We start from the raw sequence: 17,040 nt of genomic DNA on the forward strand, positions 1-17,040 counted from the left end.
GCAAGGCGTCAGCCTGGGATTCCGGGGAGCCTGATGGCCATGAGAGCCCCGCCGTCGGGCTTGTTGTTGGCGTATGCCGTGCCGCCGTGGCGCTCGGCGGCCTGCTTGACGATCGCCAGGCCGAGGCCGGACCCGGGCAGAGTGCGCGCTTCCGACGACCGGTAGAAGCGATCGAAAACCCGGGGCAGGTCCTCCGGTGCGATGCCGGGACCCGAGTCGGCCACCTCCACCACCGCTGTGCCGTCCCCGAGCGGGCGCAACACCACGTGGACGACCGAGCCCTGCGGCGAGAACTTCACGGCGTTGTCCAGGAGGTTCAGCACAGCGCGTTCGAGAGCGTGGGAGTCGCCGGTGAGCACCCACGGCTGGAGGGCGGTGTCGAATTCGATGCTTCCCGCCCGCCGCCGCGCCCGGTCCAGCGCACGTTCGATCACCTCGACCAGCTCCACGCGCTCGGTGACGTCCGTGGCGCTGTCCTCGCGCGACAACTCGGTGAGGTCACCGATCAGCTGGGTCACCTCGTCCAGTTGGCCCCGGATGTCGGCTTCGATGTCCGCGCGGTCACGTTCGGACAGCGCCGGCGCCCCCGCCCGGCTCGCCGCGAGGAGCAGCTCGAAATTCGTCCGCAACGACGTCAGCGGTGTTCGCAGTTCGTGTCCAGCATCGGCGACCAGGCGACGCTGCCGATCCCGTGATTCCGCCACCGCGTCCAGCATGGTGTTGAAACTCTGGGTCAGGCGAGCGAGCTCGTCGTCTCCGCTGACGGGTATCGGCCGCAGATCCATCGTGCGAGTGACACGCTCGGTGGCCGACGTCAACCGCTCCACCGGCCGGAGACCCGCTCGCGCCACCGCCGTGCCCGCGGCCGCGGCCACCAGGATCCCCGCGCCACCGAAGAACAACAGCACCAGAGCCAACTCGCCCAGGGTTCGTTTCGTGGGCGCGAGCGACTGCGCGAGCACCATGGCGACGCCGTTGCCTGCGGGGAGCGCGATGACGCGCATGTCGGTGGCCTCGTCCGTACGGAGAGACGACGCGTCGGAGCCGGTGGCCACGGCGAGTTCACTCCTGCCCCACGGAGGCGGTGTGCCCGCACGCGGGTAGATGAGTTCGCCACGCGCCGTGAGCAAACCGATGTGGATGTCACTGCTCACCAGGAACGCGCCCGGCACGGACTGCAGACGAGTCTGGACCGACGGGCTCTCCACGGCCGCCTGCGCACGGTTGATCAGGTTCTCGTCGAACTCCGCATACAGGTTGCGGTGCACGGTGACGTAGGCGCCAAGTGATACCAACGCCACCGTGCAGCCCACGCAGACAGCCGCCAGGAGCGACACGCGCGCTCTCAGGGAGAACCGCCTGCGCACGGGCTTCTGATCGGTGCCTGTTTCCTGGGGAACCATCACGGTGGTGTCTCCCGCAGCACGTAGCCGACGCCACGCACCGTGTGGATCAGCCGCGGCTCGTCACCCGCCTCGGTCTTGCGCCGCAGGTACCCGACATAGACCTCGAGCGCGTTACCGGAGGTCGGGAAGTCGTAGCCCCACACCTCCTCGAGGATGCGACTGCGGGGCAGCACGTGTTTCGGGTGTGTCATGAACAGTTCGAGTAGCGAGAACTCGGTGCGCGTGAGGCTGATCTGCCGTCCGCCTCGGGTCACCTCCCGGGTGTTCGGGTTCAGAGTGAGGTCGGCGAACGTGAGGACCTCGCTCTCACCTTCCCCGTCGTCCTGGCCCGCCCTCCGCAACAAGGCACGCAGGCGGGCGAGCAGTTCCTCCAGCGCGAACGGTTTCGGCAGGTAGTCGTCGGCCCCGGCGTCAAGTCCGGCCACGCGGTCGGACACCGCGTCCCGCGCGGTGAGCACGAGGATCGGCAGATCGTCACCGATCCCGCGCAGCCGCCGCGCGACCTCCAAACCGTCGAGGCGCGGCATCATGACGTCGAGAACCATGGCGTCGGGACGATCGGTGGCCACCTTCTCCAGTGCCTGCGCGCCGTCACCGGCAAGGTCCACCTGGTAGCCGTTGAACTCCAGCGAGCGCCGCAGCGACTCCCGTACGGCCCGGTCGTCGTCCACAACGAGAATGCGCATGGGTCCAGTCTGGCCCCGTCGGCTGAGAAGGTCCTTAACGAGCCTGGTCAGTCCACGAGGCCGCCTCGATAGGCGAGCAGGGCGGCCTGCACCCGGTTGGCCGCACCGATCTTGGACAGCACAGCCGAGACGTATCCCTTCACCGTGGCCTCGGACAGGTGCAGCCGTCCGCCGATCTCGGCGTTGGACAGTCCCTGTCCGATGAGTGTCACCACTTCGCGTTCTCGCTCCGACAAGGAGGCGATCAGCTCGCGCGCGGGCGCTGACGCGCGCTGCCCGTCGCGATGAGCGTTGACCATGCGCGCCGCCACGCTCGGGTCGAGCACCGCACCGCCCCGCGCGAGGTCGCGGATGGCACGCACCAGAACGGCGGGTTCGATGTCCTTCAGCAGGAACCCGTTCGCACCGAACCGCAACGCCAGACTCACGTACTCGTCGATGTCGAACGTCGTCAGCATCGCCACCACGGGCGGGTTGGGCAACGTCTGGATCGCACGCAAAGCTCGAATGCCGTCGTCAGGGGTGCGCATGCGAATGTCGAGAAGGGCCACGTCGGGGTGGAAGCGCCGCACGGCCTCCACCGCGGTTCTGCCGTCCGCTGCCTCGCCTGCGACCTCGATGTCCGAAGCGGGGGCCACCATGGCACGAAGCCCCGACCGGACCAGCTCTTCGTCGTCGGCGAACATCACCTTGATCAACAGCGCCTCCGGCAGCCGACGGAGCGCGTCGCGCGCCCAGTCACGAGCAGGTTACTGGTAGGTAGTGGAGGTATTACAGTGAGCGGTCAGCGTTCCGTCAAGGTCCCGTTCACAAGCTGGAAGAGCCACCCGCTAAGGTGTAGGCAGAGTCGACGACTCGTCAGCCCTCGTAGCTCAGGGGATAGAGCACCGCTCTCCTAAAGCGGGTGTCGGAGGTTCGAATCCTCCCGGGGGCGCCCAGGTCAGGGCCGAGCCCCGAAGGCCCCAGGTCAGTCGTGGGGCACATTCGGGGCACACACGGCCTGGTCCATGCGGTCGGCGATCTCGTCCAAACGGTCCGGGAACAGGTGCCCGTAGAGATCGAGCGTCATCGTCGCGGTCTTGTGCCCCAACATCTGTTGCACGATCTTCACATCAGCCCCAGACGCGATCGCCAATGACGCCGCGGTGTGCCGCAGCTCGTGCGGGTGGAACCCCTCAGGCCCGACCTCGCGGACCGCAGCGTCGAACACACGCCGACGAAAGTTGCGGACCCTCAGGACCTCGCCCCGAGGCGACGGGAACACCAGCGCATCGTCTGGACGTCCCTCGACCCTCGGCCGCAGCTGGTCGACGAGGAACCGCGGAATCGGCACCGAGCGCCGCTCGTGCGTCTTCGGCGTACCCCACACCAACGACCCGTTGACCTCGGTGACCGACTCGACCACCTGCACCCGCCGACGCCGAAGGTCCACCCGACCGACCCGAAGCGCCGCCAGCTCACCCCAGCGAAGGCCCGTGTAGGCGAGGAAGCGCACGACGACGCCGTGGTCACCACAGCGCTCAGCAAGCCGCGCCACCTGGTCGTGATCCAGATACCGATGGTCCGGAAGTGCCGGCCGGGGCAGCTTCACACCCTCGGCAGGATTTCGCGCCAGTCGAGCATCACGCACCGCCCACGCCATCATCAGCGAGAACACCCGGTGCACCTTCGCCACCGATGTCGCTGCCAGGTCCTCGACGAGCCCAGACACCCACGCCTGCACGTCCGCGTGCGTCACCGACGACAGGTAGACATTGCCCCAGCGCGGCACGATGTGCGTCTGAACCACGCCCCGGTACCGCTCGACCGTGGACGGCGCGAGATGCCGCTGAGCATCAAGCCACCGTTGCGCCCACTCACCTACTCGAACGCGCCCCGCATCAGGGGCGATGTAGGAGCCGGAACGCAAACCGTGTTCCAGGCTGGCAGCGAAGTTCTCGGCCTCGGCCTTGCGCTTGAAGCTCTTCTTACGCTGCCTACCCTCGGGGTCACGCCACCGCACCAGCCACCGCGCGCCCACGCCGTAGCGGTCGGTCCGTTCGAGCTTGCCGTCCGGACCGCGCCGATGCCAACGATCGTCGATGTCCGCCACGTCAGCACTCCCCCTGCTGTTCGACCCAGGTTTCGACGTCCTCGGGGCGGTAGCGGACGTACTTGCCGATGCGCCGGCCTTGGGGCCCGTAGCCTTTGGTGCGCCATTGGTAGAGGGTGTTGATGGGGACGCCGAGGTAGTCGGCGAGGTCGTGGATGGTCCAGAGTTTCGTGCTCATCGGGTGTGCTCCTTTCGGTATTTGTGTTGGCGTTGGGTGCGGAGTCGTTCGGCGATGCCGAGGGCGAGTTCGCGTTCGGCGTCGTTGCGGTAGCCGGAGCCGGTGAACGCCCAGTCGTTGACCACCAGCACGCCCTCGGGGTCGAGGCCGAGCCGATCGAGGGCTTCGGCCAGGCGGAAGGCGCGTCGGTCGGCGCGAATCTGCTTGAAGGTGGTGGAGTAGGCGCGACTCTTGGTGAGGAAGTGGCCGCGGAAGCCGAGCATGTGCGCCCACCTGCGTAGGTTCAGCTCCGCGTAGACCTTCAGGCCGCCGAGCTCCCAGCAGGTGCGGATCATGCGCCGGTGGTGCTCGGAGATGCGCAGGTGGTCGATGTCGAGCTCGGAGCGGAGGGGGCGGTCGGCGCCGTCGACGGTGCCGGTGCCTTTGGTGGCGTACTTGGCGATATAGCCCGCCAACGCCCGTTCCCCGATCCCCTCACTGTCTTCGGCGTCGTTGTGTTCGACGGGGCGGATGTCGAGCTGATCACCCCACATCAGCGGCAGCCGGGAACCGTCTGGACGGATGGTGGTCACGACCACGCCCCCGGCCGCGGCGGTGATGGCGTCGGCAAGCATGCTCGTGGTGGCCCAGGACGGAGCCCGGTCGGTGGGACCGTCCGACCCGTCGACGCGGACCAGGGCGTGGAAGTGCACGAGCCCGCGCCGTTGGTACTCGGCGACCTTGCTGTACGAGAGCCGGGCATGGTCGGCGAAGTCCCGGACCCGTAGCCCGGCGCGGGCGGCGAGCTCACGCCGCAAACGCACGGTGAAGCGGTGCCAGAGCTTTCCGGCGTGGGCTTGCCAGAGCACCGCGGCTTCGTAGTCGTAAGCGCCGGGGTCGAGGGGGGTGCCGAGGCGGGGGTCGTCCTCGCGGTGGTGGGACTGGCCGCAGCCGCAGGGCATCACCCGACCCCGACGCGACACCCGCCGGGTATGGACCTTGCCGAAGGAGGGGGCGGTGAGGGTGACGAACACCCGAGGATGCTCGGTCACGGCCTCGGGAACGCCTTTGTCGCCGCCGCACAGGCCCGCACGGATGAGGTGGAAGGCGTCGGCGGCGTAGCGGTCGGAGCAGGCCGGGCACACGGTTTCACGCCGGTTGCCGCACGGGGCGAAGATGCTGCCCCCGTAGTGGTGCACCACCGCCCCGGTGTCGGCGTCGCGGAGCTGGTGGGAGCCGAGCAGCCGGATCGGCCGGGCGCAGCCGTTCACGGCGGTGACTTTGTCGCGCCAGGTTTTGTAGTCGGCCGCCCGTAGTCGAGCGGCAAGACGGTCTTCCAGCGTCAGCACGACGCAAACCCTCCCCATGGGCATGAGAAAGGGCGGGGCAGCACACCGGCCGTGAACTCGATGTGTGCCCCGCCCTGAGAGCGGACAGAGAGTCAGGTCAGGCGGGAACCGGGTGGTGGTTGACCGTGGTGTTCAGCTCTTCCACGAGCGCGGTCACCATCACCTCCGGCAGCGCCACCCGTTGTGTGATGTCCTCAGCGGTCACCGGGCGACCCTGTTGGTGTGTCGAGGCCGCCAGTGCGGTCACGGTCTCCCGCAACGAGCCGGGGAGCTTGCCCAGCACAGACGGGGCCTTGCGAGGCGGTGCCGACTCCGGCCGAGGCGCAGGCGACAGCACCGGTTCCGTGGCCGGTTCAACCGGGGCAGACGGTGCAGTCGGTTCGGGCTGAGCTCGTTCCGGCTCCTCTGGCGCAGCGTGGCGAGTCTCGTGCCGGTCGGCCTGGTCATAGACGGCGAGGACGATCTCGCGTTGCCGAGCCTGGATGACCGGGATGACCTCGGCGATGCCGTAGACGATGACCGGGATGATCGCGTGCACCGCCAACGAGCCGAGATTGAACCGCTCCCACTCACCACGCAGCAGCGGCGCAACCTGCGGGATGACGTTCATCGCCAGCGTGGAGGCCAGCAGCACGTGCTTCAGCCTCGACCACCACCGGTGGTCCGGGGCGACGCCGTGGGACAGGATGACCGACTCAAAGTTCAGCAGGGTGATCAGCAGCCCGGCGAACATCGGCTCCACCGTCCACGCCGCCCACCACAACGGATCAGCCGGGGTAGTGCCCTCGGAGAGGAAGGCGTGGACGCCTTCGGTGGTGTAGACGAGTCCGAGGGCGAGGAAGAACCACAACCCCGCCAGCGTCTTGCGGCCCCGCCGTTCCAGCTCGACCGCCTGCAAGTCGGGATCACGGACCAGACCGCGCAGCCGCCGAGCTTCGGAGATGCGTTTGCCGAGCTTGCGCACCCGCCGAGTCCGCCCAGCCTGCCCCGTGACCTCGCCGCGTTCGGTTTGGTCCATTGCGGACACTGCGTGGCCCTCCTTTCGATTGTGGTTCAGTCGTGACGGAGCTGGGAGCGCCAGAACTCGGCGGTGCCCCGGATCTCGCGAGCGTCGTCTTGCAGCCAGCCCGCGATCTTGCTGAGCAGGTCCGCGACCTCCTCGCAGATGGCCAGCAGTCGCCGGGAGTCGTAGCCTTCGTAGGAGTGATATGCCGTCACCGCGTTGGCGTACTCGTCCATCAGGTTCTCGGCCCGATCCAGGGCGTTGATCCACAGCCCCGCGTTTGCAGTGTTCATCACCGTGTCCGCCCTTCGTCGCGGTCGAACTCGCGGTGACCGAACTCGCGCAGCACCAGCGCCCCAGCCCCAGCCGCGAGCAACACCAGGCACAGCACCGTCACGAACAGCTCCGAGACGCCCTGCGCGTGGTAGATCAGCGCCAGCACCCCCACCGCGGGCAACCCGTACTTGAGGGCCAGGCCGAGCCGCCAGAAACGAAATCCCAAACGCCACATGATCATTCCTCCCAGGCTGGTCGATGGTTGGGGCAGAACACATGCTGTTCGCTGGTCGCCACCCAACCGAAGTGGTTGCCCAACGCATGGCACATTTCTTCCCAGGTCTCATAAACGGCCGGATTGTCATCGGGAAGCTCGGCACACTCTCCACAACGGGGCAAGAACACCGGCTCAACCGCCTCGATCACAACAGACCAAGACGTACTCTCCCGGTGTCCCCACTCCAGCGCCCGAGCTCTTCTCTCAGCTTCCAGACGGCTGCGAAACAGCGGACGATAGAGCTGAAATTCATGGTCACAATGCCACTCAACGAGCTGATAATGCGTCGTGTGCAGCACGGGTGAATAACGAACATCGAAACTCATCAATCGACATCCCCAGTTGTTAGGCACCGATACGGCGCACGTAGTCGAGCGCGGCAAGAATCGCGCGGAGCGCGTCGAGTGCGGCCCCGTATTCCGGGTCATCGAGAGCCTTCTCATCACCTTCGGAGAGACCGAGACGATGTTCGACGTCCTGGCACACCAGGTAGCACCAGTTCCCCGAGGCTTCAGCTCTGGCCGCTTCCAGCAGGCGCACGACTTCGGCGTGCGCGTCCTCGCGTCGGCTCATCAGCTCACCGCCCGCAGGCGCGTGGTGCCACGAACGAAGTCGACGAGTTCGGTGATCTCGGTGTCGGAGACGTAGGCCGAGCGAACACGCAGCGGAGTGCGGGTGCGCTGACGCACCACGTAGCCGATGCCCGCCGTCTCCGGAACATTCGGGATCTCGTCGGCCAGAGCGCCCCGCAGCCGCGCCCCCTCGCCGAGGGTCATGTCCACGTGCGAGGCCGAGGTGACCCGCAGGCAGACGCGAACGGTGAACAGCTCCCGCACCGGAACCGTGTCCTTCGTCGGCTCCTGCACCAGACCGAGCATCGAATGCCCGGTGGCGCGCCCTTGCGAGCCGACCAGCGCCAACGACTTCCGCAACTCCCGCGCCGATGCGCCGTCGCCGTAAGCCAGCAGCGCACCCATCTCGTCGGCGATCAACACGTTCAACGGCGTCTCACGACAAACGGTGATCTTGCGCTGCCCCTGTGCCGACAGCTCCCGCTGCGTGGCCTGCATGTCGGCGACGTACTCGCCCACCAACTCCGCACAGTCCTCGGTGGCCGTGGCGTAGCGGTGGGCGACCGGCGCCAGCGCAGCGAACTCCATCTGCTTGGGATCGCAGATCCACAACCGCACCAGCCCATCCCGCAACGCGGGCGCCATGCCTCGCAGCAGGCTCGCCGGGATCGAGTTCTTGCCCGCCCCGGTCGCCCCAGCGATGAACACGTGCTGTCCCAGCGGGCCGAGACGGAACTCGTTGCCGTACTCGTCCTCACCGACGTAGATGTCGGTGAAGTCCACCGCGTCCACCGTCTCGGGCATCTCCGGGGCGTCGATGACCTCGGTGAACGGCTCCGAGCGTTGCACGATCAGCGCGATCACCATCGGCTTGACCCGTTCAACGGCCACCCGCTGCGCCTTCAGCGCCTCGGTCAGCTCCGGAAGTTTGGCCTCGAAGTGCCGCAAGTGCTGGCCCTTGACCAGCTTGACGAACAACGTCTCCACGTGCGGCGAAGCCGAGCGGACCCGCAGCAGCCGCGGGAACAACTCCTCACCGGTCTTGCGGTGAGTACTCGACAGCTCACAGGCCCTCACAATGTCGCGCCACCGCGGGCCGACATATCGGACCCACCGCCGCCGCCACGCCCGCAAATGAGGGGCGGCATACCGGTCGAAGGTGTCCGGGTGCGCGCGATACCACCCCGCCAGTCCCAGCGCCGCCGCACCCGTGATGCCGCCTGTGGTGCTCCAGCCCAACTCCATCCCCGAGGCGGTGACCGCGCCCGGGGCGAGCACGCTGCCCGGATGCCGGGCCAGCCACAACGCCGCCTGAAACTCCCTGCCCCGTCGCCGGGTCGATGTCCTCGACATCCGTGCTATCCCTCCGCATGAGAAAGGGCCGGCCCTCACCCCCTGCTGCAGCAGGAGAGAAGGCCGGCCCTGTGCCGATCAGTTCGTGAAAGCGGTCAGTCCCGCAGCGCCCCACGGGAGTCCGACAGCGCGACCGTCAACGTCGCCACCGCCCGCGCCGTGGCGTCATGAGCGCCCTTGAAGCCCTCACGCCGCACCGGCATTCCGCGCATCGAGTCCTTGAGCTGCCGCATCGCGGCGTCGACGTTCTCCAGCGCCCGGTCCAGTTGATGCCCTGCCATCGCTCACACCCTCCAGTCCCGCGAGACGAGTTCGGCCTCGTACTTCTTCGCCTTCGCCCGCAACCGCCCCAGCTCGTCGACGGCCTTGCGGCGGTAGCCCTTCAACTCGTCCTGCGTGGCCGCCACCGACCACGCCCCGTCCTCGGCCTTGTTGTCGTCGATGCGGTCGATGAACTTGTCCAACTCCTCCAGCGCCTCGACCACCATGTCCATGGCCGACACGAACGTGGCGTACTTTTGCTGTGCACGCCGATTCAACGCCTCGATCTGCATACCATCACCCCATTTCCGCGAATTTCCACTACTGGACATGCGATCGCATCAGCGACCGCACGACGAGGTTGATTTCGAACACCACGAGCGCGGCCCCCACCAGCGGAACCACCGCCACCAACGCAGCGGTCAGCACCACCAGCACCGCACCCACTAGCAGGCGATCCATCACCGAACCCCCGCCCTACCTCGGCGGACGCCGTAGGGGTCGATCGTGCACAACCCGCCGCCGACCATCGTGACCACCACCTTTCCGAGCGTTGTCGTCCTCGTTCTCGTCGTCTGTCGGCAACACCAACTCACGCGCCACGCACATCCCTCCCGCACATTCCGTGGCAGAACATCAAGACCCCCGGAAAACACGAACGCCGGGGGCCAAAATGCGCCGCCACAACGGCGCAAAAAGGCATGGAACGGCCCACTCTGGAATTCTCAAACAACGAAATAGCGCCCCCGCCCGACTCGAACGGGCCGCCAACCCACAACCTTGGGAAGGGCAAAAACGCGACAGTCGCCCTCAGCCGTCCAGCGGCTTGAGACCGGCCGCACTGAAAGCGATCCCCGAGACGGTCTCGCCGCGATCGTTCTTGAATGAATACGGGTTGACCCGCGCGTCCACCAGCTCGACCAGATCGCCTTCCTCCAGACCCTCACCAGGGTCGGTGTCCAGGGTCACGCGAATCTCCTCGCCCTTCTCCCCCTTGACCTTCGCGAACAGCGACACCACGAACTTCGTCGCCCCCTCGCGGTCGGTCACCACCACCTCGCGACCCGCGTCGTCCTTGCGCATCTTCATCGTCGGAGGCTCGACCACTCGCAGCCGATAGCCCGCCAGGTTCACCGGAATGTTCCGCATTACTACTTTCTCCTTCCCTTCACTACATACCAATCTATATCAGTATGTATCGGTGTTGCACTACTCCAACCGAGTGATGTAGATCGGATTAGGTCGCGCGGGCTAGGCTCGTGCCATGTCGAGCGCTATGACAGGGCTGGCCGCGTACCAGCGGGTGGCCGAGGCCATCCGGCAGGACATCAGAGCCGGTCGGCTGAAAGCCGGGGACAAGCTACCTAGCAACCGAGGCGTCGCCGATCTGTACGACGTGTCCCTGGGGACGGCGCAGAAGGCATTGAAGGCGTTGGAGGATGAAGGGTGGGTGCTTGCCACCCCATCGGTTGGTGTGTTCGTCAGCGAGTCCATGCCCGACAAGAACGAGCGGCGCTCTGTCGACTTGAACGACGTTCGGGACGAGCTGGCGAAGTTGCGTGCGGCTGTCGAGACGCTGACGGCCCGTGTCGACTCTCTTGAAGCCCGCAGCGACCAGAATTGATCGTTTGTCGTCGTTGCCATGTCTCAAGGAGACATGACAGGAAGGCGCGAACAACAGGTGAGCCGGGGATGAGTCGGGGGTGAGTCACCCCTGTTTCCCCTGGTAAAGCAATGGGGGGCTCGTGACCGACGATGAACTGACGCCGATAGCGCGGGCACGGCTGAAGCAGGGATGGAGCAAGGCTGAAGTCTGCCGTCGCCTACGTGACGCGCGGCTGAAGCGCGGGATACGCCCACCCACTCCGGCCAGCTTGAAACGGATGTACGTCGAATGGGAACGCGGCACCACGCAGGTCACTGACTGGCGAGACGAGTTCTGTGAGGTCTTCCAACTGACCACGGCCGAACTCGGGTTCGTCGAGCTCATGCCCGATCCCTTGACGTCGGCCGCGGTCGATCCGTTGGAACTCCGGTCGATCAGCCATGACCTGGTGCTGTTGTTGGAAGCCCAGACGGACCACTACCGCCAGCTTGACCGGCAGCTCGGGGCCGCTCTGATTCCCCAGACTTCAGCGCACACACAGACCATGGCGGACCTGCTTCAGCAGTCGCTACCCGGAACCGGCCGACCTGCCTTAGCGCGTGCACTCGCCGAAGCAGCCGCGCTAGCCGGTTGGCAGTCGCTTGACTCCGGCAATCCGCGCGAGGCGTGGCGTATGCACGAGCTTGCGAAGTCCGCTGCGAGAGAGGGAGAGGACCCGGCCGTCCTCGCGCACGTCAGCGCCCAGCAGGCATACGCCTTGCTCGACTCGGGTCGAGAGGCCGACGCCGCCCAACTCGCCGAACATTCCCGGCGAACTGCCGGATCGAAGGTTCCGCCACGACTTCGAGCGTGGCTCTGTGCGGCTGAAGCCGAGTTCCGCGCAGCCGTAGGCGATACTCCCGGAACCCAGCGGCTCCTTGACGAAGCGGCCGACCTCATGCCCGGGGGAGACGCGGACCCGGAACTGCCTTTCCTCTTCCTGAACTCGGCTCACCTCGCACGATGGCGAGGGAACTGCCTAGCACGTCTCGGATCGCTCGAAGCTGTGCACGACCTCAGCTCGGCACTTGCTGGCATCCCAGAAGGCACCTTCGCCCGCGCCGAGGCAGGCCTACGAGTCGACCTCGCGCAGGCGCTTCTCACGAGAGGCGACCTTGCCGAAGCGGCACAGCACATTGCCCGCGCCGAGCAGTTGGCGACGCAGACCGGCTCCGCCCGGCAACGCACGAGGATCGCCCAACTCCGGGGTCGGCTATGACTTGCCGTCGAGAGCAAGCACGTAGAGCAGCGCGACGAGCGCGCCCGAGTTGAGCACCTGCCCAGTCCGGATCAGCTCTGGGACCTTCGCATACGGGACCCAGCGGAAACGCCCCTCATCCAGCTCCGTAGGGTCGCCGACCTGTTCGACCCCATCCACGGCATAGACGTAGTGCGGATTACGCAGCATGCCAACAGCAGGTTCGAAGGTCACCAGGTGTCGAGTCTGTCGAGGGCGGAAGCCGGTTTCCTCTTCGACCTCCCGCGCAACCGTGACGGCGGGGTCCTCGCCCTCTTCAACGATCCCGCCAGGAAGCTCCCAGTTCCAGACATCAGGGGCGAACCGGTGACGCCAGCTCAGCAACACATGCTCGCGAGCGTCATCGAACACCACAGCCATAGCGGCGGGCGGAAACCAAACCGTGTGATGCTCGAACCGGCTACCCGACGGAACCGAGATGTCCGCCAGCCCAACTCTCACCCAGTCGCTCTCATAGACAGACCGCTCACCATGAACGACCCATCGTTCCGCATCATCCTCGTCTGCCACTCGTCGATCGTATGAGCCTGCAAGCTCCACAGCCATCCCCTCCGAAGTCCGCGTGTCGGCACCCGCAGTGCTTGTGTTCAAACTTTCTTCTCTTGTTCAAGGGCGGCCCCGCCGGGGCCGCCTGCCTGCTGTCTGTGGGTCCGCGCCAGCGGGCCGCCGGGCGTGCGGCTGGCGCCGGTCCCGGCGTCCCGCACGCGGACCCGAAGCGGAAGGCAGGCGGTCCGGGAACCACGGCGGGGCCGCCGTGAAGGGAAGAAGAGATGCCCTCGCCGGGCGGGCAGGTCTCCGGGATGGCCGGGGTCATGCACGGACGTTGCGGTTCGGTGGTGGTCCGGTTGGTGTTCCATCCCGTCCGACCTCCCCGAGGGCTATCACGCCGCGTCAAGGGGGCAAGCCTGGCAACGTCGGCCGCCGGTCAGCGAGGAAGGTTGCCCCCTTGACACAGCGTGATCGGGCTACGCCAGGTCAGACGGGATGGAACACCAAGCCACCCACGTGCGTGGGCACGGGGCACGTACGGGGCACATGCGCGCGATCAGTGACCGAAGATCATGACAAACGACGACAGCGACAGCCAGCCCATTACCGCAGGTCAACACCAACGGCCGAGATCACAGCCACGGTTGAAGCGCCCTCCTAAAGCGGGTGTCGGAGGTTCGAATCCTCCCGGGGGCGCCCAGGTCAACTACATAGCTAGCCTGCTAGCCTTTCCTCGATTTTCTGCTTCACGGGCTAGTCTTGGGTGCCCCTCAGCAGCACTACACCCACCAGCACTCCCCTCGGACGCCGTGAACGCCGACTCGAACAGCTGCCCCACGCCAGACAGCAACCCCTAAAGCACGACCTTCACTCAATATCACCCACCAAACGGCGGTAACAGGTACGCCACATCGTTGGCAAGATCAACTTGTGCTTCCTGGACTAAAACCTGGTGACGTCCTTCCTCGTCGCGAAGTACATGACCGCTACGGCGGATCAAGGCAGGGCGGGATCGCACCGTCATCCCGAACCAACGTTGTCCTCTTCTTCACCAACCCGGCAATCGGCCACCGGCACGGCTACTACGACGGCTGGGGCGGTGACGGGCTCTTCCACTACGTTGGCGAAGGGCAACAAGGGGATCAACAGCTTGTCCGCAAGAACAAGTCCATCGCGGAGCACCATAGGACTGGGCGAACACTTGAAGGGTTTCGCGCAGACGGCAAGCTAGTACAATACCTCGGCGAATTCAAACTGATCGATCATTATTTCACAGACGCACACGAGACCAATGATCCAAGCGTCCTACGCCAAGTAATCGTTTTTCGGCTTCAACCTCGCAACGAAGTACCTGTGGAGCTGCCAAACCTACCGCTTCGGCCCAAACTGAAACCCCGAATCGATGTAGTGCCGGTCGAGGAAAAGTTTACTGAACGCGCCTTCGTTACACCCGACCGTGAACCATTTGAACTCGAACGCCGTGAATCGGTCCTGGTACATCACTACCGAACCTACCTCGAAAACGAAGGCCATACCGTCAGGCGCCTCCGCATCATACCTCCCGGCGAATCACGTCCCCTCTATAGCGACCTATGGGACGAAACCACCAAAGAGTTGATCGAAGCGAAGAGCAGCGTGACCCGCGACCAACTCCGTTTGGCAGTGGGACAACTATTCGATTACGGACGTTTCGTTGACGCCCGCAAACGCACCATTTTAGTACCTTCACGCCCACGTGAGGATTTACTCAACTACTTGCGTAGCACGAGTATCGGTGTGACTTATCTCGATGATGATGGAACCTGGCGCCACGATGACCTTAGCTAAGAGCTGTCCTGTAACTGCTTATCGTGACGAGATGATCCTGTCGTGACTGTGTGATTACAGTGGTGCGGGAACAGTCGCCGGATGCCATGGTGCGCCTCGCCGCGTTGAAGAGCATCCGCGACTCCCGCGGCAACGAAGACGACTACCGCACCACCAACGTCGACAGCACCACCAGTCTGATCGACACCCTCAGTAACACTGCTTCACCCGTACACGTGGTCCACGCCTCCACAGTCTCGGTCTACGGACCACAACAGCAACCCGACGAGGACGCGCCCACCGACCCACGCAACCCCTACGCCCGAACGAAACTCGACGCCAGGGTGCGGGCTGCTTGGTGGTCAGTCCTTATCTGCACCTCGACTGGCCGGGCGCGTTGGGGTGCTGCACCGTCGGTGCGGTTACACGCTTTGTGCAAGTGCGCCGAGCGCAATGACTCGTCCATGTGGGGCGTTGTTGACGTGGGCAAACTGAGCGCATGACAGGTTTGACCGCTGAAATCGTGGTCGAGGGTCACGTTCCGCAGGCCCCAGCCCTCGCCCCGAACGGGCAACTGCTCTGCTACGTCCTCGCCCCCACCAGCCGAATCGGTGACCACCTCGACACCGCACTCTGGCTCGCCGACATCGAAGACGACGATGTGTGGCGTCGGGCGACCACCGACACCGCGACGGAGTCCCGGCCTCGCTGGTCCGCGGACTCGCACACGCTGTACTTCCTGTCCGACCGCGCCGAGCGCGGGACGCCGCAGGTGCACCGGCTTACTCGCACCGATGACGTGGTGATCGCGTTGACCGGCTGGCGAGCCGGCATCATCGACCACCTGCCGCTCGCCGACCTCAACCTGGTCGCACTGCTCGCCGAGGACGAACCCACCGAACAGGGCACGCGCCGCGCCCAGGACCGCGACGACGCCATTGTCGTCGGTGAACGCGAACCGCGTGCCCGGTTACGCCTGCTCGACCTGTGCACCGGTCAGGTCACGACTCCGAGCGTGTTCGGCGACCGGCACGTCGTGGAACTGCGGCAACGACCCAACGGCGGCCCGCTCGCCGTACTCTCCCAGGCCAGCGCCGACAAAGACTACGGGCCCCGCACCGGCCGACTGCACCTGTTCGACCCCACAACGGGGACCGCGGAGGACCTTGGATCGGTCGAGGCCGACGCACACTCCCTGGCCTGGTGGCCGGCGGAAGACGGTTGGCACCTCGGTTACATCGCCCTCACCCCACCGGTCCTCCAAGCCGGCACCGCCGTGTTCGACCTGGCCATGAGCAGCAGCCTCCGCCGCAACCGCACCGCCGCCCTACCGATGTGCCCCACCGAACTGCACCAGACCGACGCCGCCCCGCTGGTTGTGTTCGCCGACGGCCTGAACACGACCTTGGCCCGGCTCGACCCCGACGGTCCCACCCCACTGGCGCAGCACCCCGGCCGCCTCGACGCCCTCACCACCACCCCCGCGGGCACGGCAATCGCGGCACTGACCGGCACCCGTTACCAACCCACGAACGTTCACGTCGGGCCACCAACCGGGCCGCTGCGGAAGATCACGCACACCCGACCCGAACTGGACGGCATCACCTTCGGCACCCAGCGACCGCTGGCCTACCGTGCCGCCAATGGCCTCGCTCTGGACGGTCTGCTCGTACTGCCCGTCGGGAAATCCGCGTCAGACGGCCCGTTTCCACTCGTCACGATCGTGCACGGAGGCCCCTACGACCGGTACGCCGATCGCCTCCAGCTGTTCTGGTTTCCCAGCGCGCAGTGGCTGGCCACCGCTGGATACGCGGTGTTCCTGCCCAACCCGCGCGGCGGCCAAGGCCACGGCCACACCTTCGCCGCCAGCGTCGCCGGCCGGGTTGGCCAGGAGGAATGGACCGACATCCTGGCCGGCATCGACTTGCTCATCGCCGAGGGCGTTGCCGACCCCGATCGGCTGGGCATCGCCGGCGGGAGCCACGGCGGGTTCATGGCCGCCTGGGCGATCGGGCAGACCGATCGGTTTCGCGCCGCGCTGGTCAGCGCCGGTGTCGTCGACTGGGGGATGCTCGCCGCGACCGGGGAGAACGGCCAGTTCGAGGCCGCGCTCGGCGGCAGCACCGGGTGGAACGGAATCGGCCCACACCCGCATGACGCGGTCAGTCCGGTCTCCTTCGCCAGCCGCGTCCGCACCCCGGTGCTCATCCTGCACGGCGCCCAGGACACCAACGTCCCCCTCGGCCAGGCCGTGTACTTCCACCGGGCACTGCGCCACTTCGGCGCCGAGCACGAGTTCGTGATCTATCCCAGAGAGGGCCACTCGATCCGGGAACGCAACCACCAACTCGACGTCCTGCGCCGCACCCGTGCCTGGTTCGACCGCTGGCTCCAACCCTGACCGAGGACA

Annotated in this window: 22 protein-coding genes and 1 tRNA gene; 6 read left to right on the plus strand and 17 right to left on the minus strand. The window is 66.2% G+C overall.

Annotated elements, in window-relative coordinates:
- Positions 1-8: 8 nt before the first annotated feature.
- The 3 genes from SACCYDRAFT_RS21280 to SACCYDRAFT_RS21290 are packed head-to-tail and all read right to left on the minus strand — an operon-like array spanning position 9 to position 2,790.
- Complete coding sequence (locus tag SACCYDRAFT_RS21280; protein ID WP_005459322.1) at positions 9-1,403, minus strand: sensor histidine kinase; 1,395 nt, start codon at positions 1,401-1,403, stop codon at positions 9-11.
- Positions 1,403-2,092, minus strand: a complete 690-nt coding sequence (locus tag SACCYDRAFT_RS21285; RefSeq protein WP_005459324.1) for a response regulator transcription factor — start codon at positions 2,090-2,092, stop codon at positions 1,403-1,405. The genes SACCYDRAFT_RS21280 and SACCYDRAFT_RS21285 overlap by 1 nt, the downstream gene beginning before the upstream one ends.
- A 47-nt stretch (positions 2,093-2,139) precedes the next feature.
- Entirely contained in the window at positions 2,140-2,790 is a 651-nt protein-coding gene (locus SACCYDRAFT_RS21290; RefSeq protein ID WP_005459328.1) for a response regulator, read from the minus strand.
- A gap of 163 nt (positions 2,791-2,953) precedes the next feature.
- Between SACCYDRAFT_RS21290 and SACCYDRAFT_RS21295 the strand changes: the two genes are divergently transcribed.
- Positions 2,954-3,026, plus strand: a tRNA-Arg gene (locus tag SACCYDRAFT_RS21295).
- 33 nt (positions 3,027-3,059) lie between these two features.
- Here SACCYDRAFT_RS21295 and SACCYDRAFT_RS21300 read toward each other — a convergent pair.
- The 13 genes from SACCYDRAFT_RS21300 to SACCYDRAFT_RS21350 form a co-directional block, all read right to left on the minus strand.
- A complete protein-coding gene (locus SACCYDRAFT_RS21300; protein ID WP_005459336.1) occupies positions 3,060-4,184 on the minus strand; it encodes a tyrosine-type recombinase/integrase in 1,125 nt (374 codons plus the stop codon).
- Between the two features lies 1 nt (position 4,185).
- The gene (locus SACCYDRAFT_RS21305; protein WP_005459342.1) at positions 4,186-4,362 is read right to left on the minus strand and encodes a helix-turn-helix transcriptional regulator; all 177 of its coding nucleotides are present in this window, start codon (positions 4,360-4,362) and stop codon (positions 4,186-4,188) included.
- Positions 4,359-5,690 carry a replication initiator gene (locus SACCYDRAFT_RS21310; RefSeq protein ID WP_005459343.1) on the minus strand — a complete coding sequence of 444 codons (1,332 nt, stop codon included), beginning with the start codon at positions 5,688-5,690 and terminating at the stop codon, positions 4,359-4,361. The genes SACCYDRAFT_RS21305 and SACCYDRAFT_RS21310 overlap by 4 nt, the downstream gene beginning before the upstream one ends.
- Before the next feature lie 97 nt (positions 5,691-5,787).
- Entirely contained in the window at positions 5,788-6,708 is a 921-nt protein-coding gene (locus SACCYDRAFT_RS21315) for a hypothetical protein (RefSeq protein WP_043536767.1), read from the minus strand.
- A 35-nt stretch (positions 6,709-6,743) separates the two neighbouring features.
- Positions 6,744-6,986, minus strand: a complete 243-nt coding sequence (locus SACCYDRAFT_RS21320) for a hypothetical protein (protein ID WP_005459345.1) — start codon at positions 6,984-6,986, stop codon at positions 6,744-6,746.
- Complete coding sequence (locus SACCYDRAFT_RS21325) at positions 6,986-7,210, minus strand: hypothetical protein (RefSeq protein WP_232283722.1); 225 nt, start codon at positions 7,208-7,210, stop codon at positions 6,986-6,988. The genes SACCYDRAFT_RS21320 and SACCYDRAFT_RS21325 overlap by 1 nt, the downstream gene beginning before the upstream one ends.
- Positions 7,207-7,572, minus strand: coding sequence for a hypothetical protein (locus SACCYDRAFT_RS26480; protein WP_157606546.1), 366 nt, complete (start codon positions 7,570-7,572; stop codon positions 7,207-7,209). Before SACCYDRAFT_RS26480 ends, SACCYDRAFT_RS21325 begins: the two co-directional genes overlap by 4 nt.
- A 19-nt stretch (positions 7,573-7,591) precedes the next feature.
- A complete protein-coding gene (locus SACCYDRAFT_RS21330; RefSeq protein ID WP_005459348.1) occupies positions 7,592-7,819 on the minus strand; it encodes a hypothetical protein in 228 nt (75 codons plus the stop codon).
- Positions 7,819-9,171, minus strand: a complete 1,353-nt coding sequence (locus SACCYDRAFT_RS21335) for an FtsK/SpoIIIE domain-containing protein (protein ID WP_005459349.1) — start codon at positions 9,169-9,171, stop codon at positions 7,819-7,821. Before SACCYDRAFT_RS21335 ends, SACCYDRAFT_RS21330 begins: the two co-directional genes overlap by 1 nt.
- A 95-nt stretch (positions 9,172-9,266) precedes the next feature.
- Positions 9,267-9,452: a hypothetical protein gene (locus SACCYDRAFT_RS21340; protein WP_005459350.1), complete on the minus strand. Its 186-nt coding sequence runs from the start codon at positions 9,450-9,452 to the stop codon at positions 9,267-9,269.
- 3 nt (positions 9,453-9,455) lie between these two features.
- A complete protein-coding gene (locus SACCYDRAFT_RS21345; protein ID WP_005459351.1) occupies positions 9,456-9,725 on the minus strand; it encodes a hypothetical protein in 270 nt (89 codons plus the stop codon).
- 28 nt (positions 9,726-9,753) lie between these two features.
- On the minus strand, positions 9,754-9,894 hold the full coding sequence (locus SACCYDRAFT_RS26485; RefSeq protein ID WP_005459352.1) for a hypothetical protein: 141 nt from the start codon (positions 9,892-9,894) through the stop codon (positions 9,754-9,756).
- Between the two features lie 348 nt (positions 9,895-10,242).
- Positions 10,243-10,581, minus strand: coding sequence for a hypothetical protein (locus tag SACCYDRAFT_RS21350; protein WP_005459354.1), 339 nt, complete (start codon positions 10,579-10,581; stop codon positions 10,243-10,245).
- Positions 10,582-10,696: 115 nt separating this feature from the next.
- Here SACCYDRAFT_RS21350 and SACCYDRAFT_RS21355 point away from each other — a divergent pair, with 115 nt between their 5' ends.
- Entirely contained in the window at positions 10,697-11,056 is a 360-nt protein-coding gene (locus SACCYDRAFT_RS21355) for a GntR family transcriptional regulator (protein ID WP_005459363.1), read from the plus strand.
- Between the two features lie 121 nt (positions 11,057-11,177).
- Positions 11,178-12,296: a tetratricopeptide repeat protein gene (locus SACCYDRAFT_RS21360; protein WP_005459365.1), complete on the plus strand. Its 1,119-nt coding sequence runs from the start codon at positions 11,178-11,180 to the stop codon at positions 12,294-12,296.
- Here SACCYDRAFT_RS21360 and SACCYDRAFT_RS21365 read toward each other — a convergent pair.
- The gene (locus SACCYDRAFT_RS21365; protein WP_005459367.1) at positions 12,291-12,845 is read right to left on the minus strand and encodes an NUDIX hydrolase; all 555 of its coding nucleotides are present in this window, start codon (positions 12,843-12,845) and stop codon (positions 12,291-12,293) included. The two genes, SACCYDRAFT_RS21360 and SACCYDRAFT_RS21365, sit on opposite strands and share 6 nt — an antisense overlap.
- A 909-nt stretch (positions 12,846-13,754) precedes the next feature.
- On the opposite strand from SACCYDRAFT_RS21365, the gene SACCYDRAFT_RS26490 reads away from it, so the two are divergent.
- From SACCYDRAFT_RS26490 to SACCYDRAFT_RS21370, 3 genes are read left to right on the plus strand one after another with little or no spacing between them, the layout of a single operon-like run.
- On the plus strand, positions 13,755-14,651 hold the full coding sequence (locus SACCYDRAFT_RS26490; RefSeq protein WP_005459369.1) for a hypothetical protein: 897 nt from the start codon (positions 13,755-13,757) through the stop codon (positions 14,649-14,651).
- 50 nt (positions 14,652-14,701) lie between these two features.
- Positions 14,702-15,133, plus strand: coding sequence for an NAD-dependent epimerase/dehydratase family protein (locus tag SACCYDRAFT_RS27050; protein WP_232283723.1), 432 nt, complete (start codon positions 14,702-14,704; stop codon positions 15,131-15,133).
- Positions 15,130-17,031, plus strand: a complete 1,902-nt coding sequence (locus SACCYDRAFT_RS21370) for a S9 family peptidase (RefSeq protein WP_005459371.1) — start codon at positions 15,130-15,132, stop codon at positions 17,029-17,031. Before SACCYDRAFT_RS27050 ends, SACCYDRAFT_RS21370 begins: the two co-directional genes overlap by 4 nt.
- Positions 17,032-17,040: the final 9 nt, after the last annotated feature.

Source organism: Saccharomonospora cyanea NA-134, assembly GCF_000244975.1.
GTDB lineage: Bacteria > Actinomycetota > Actinomycetes > Mycobacteriales > Pseudonocardiaceae > Saccharomonospora > Saccharomonospora cyanea.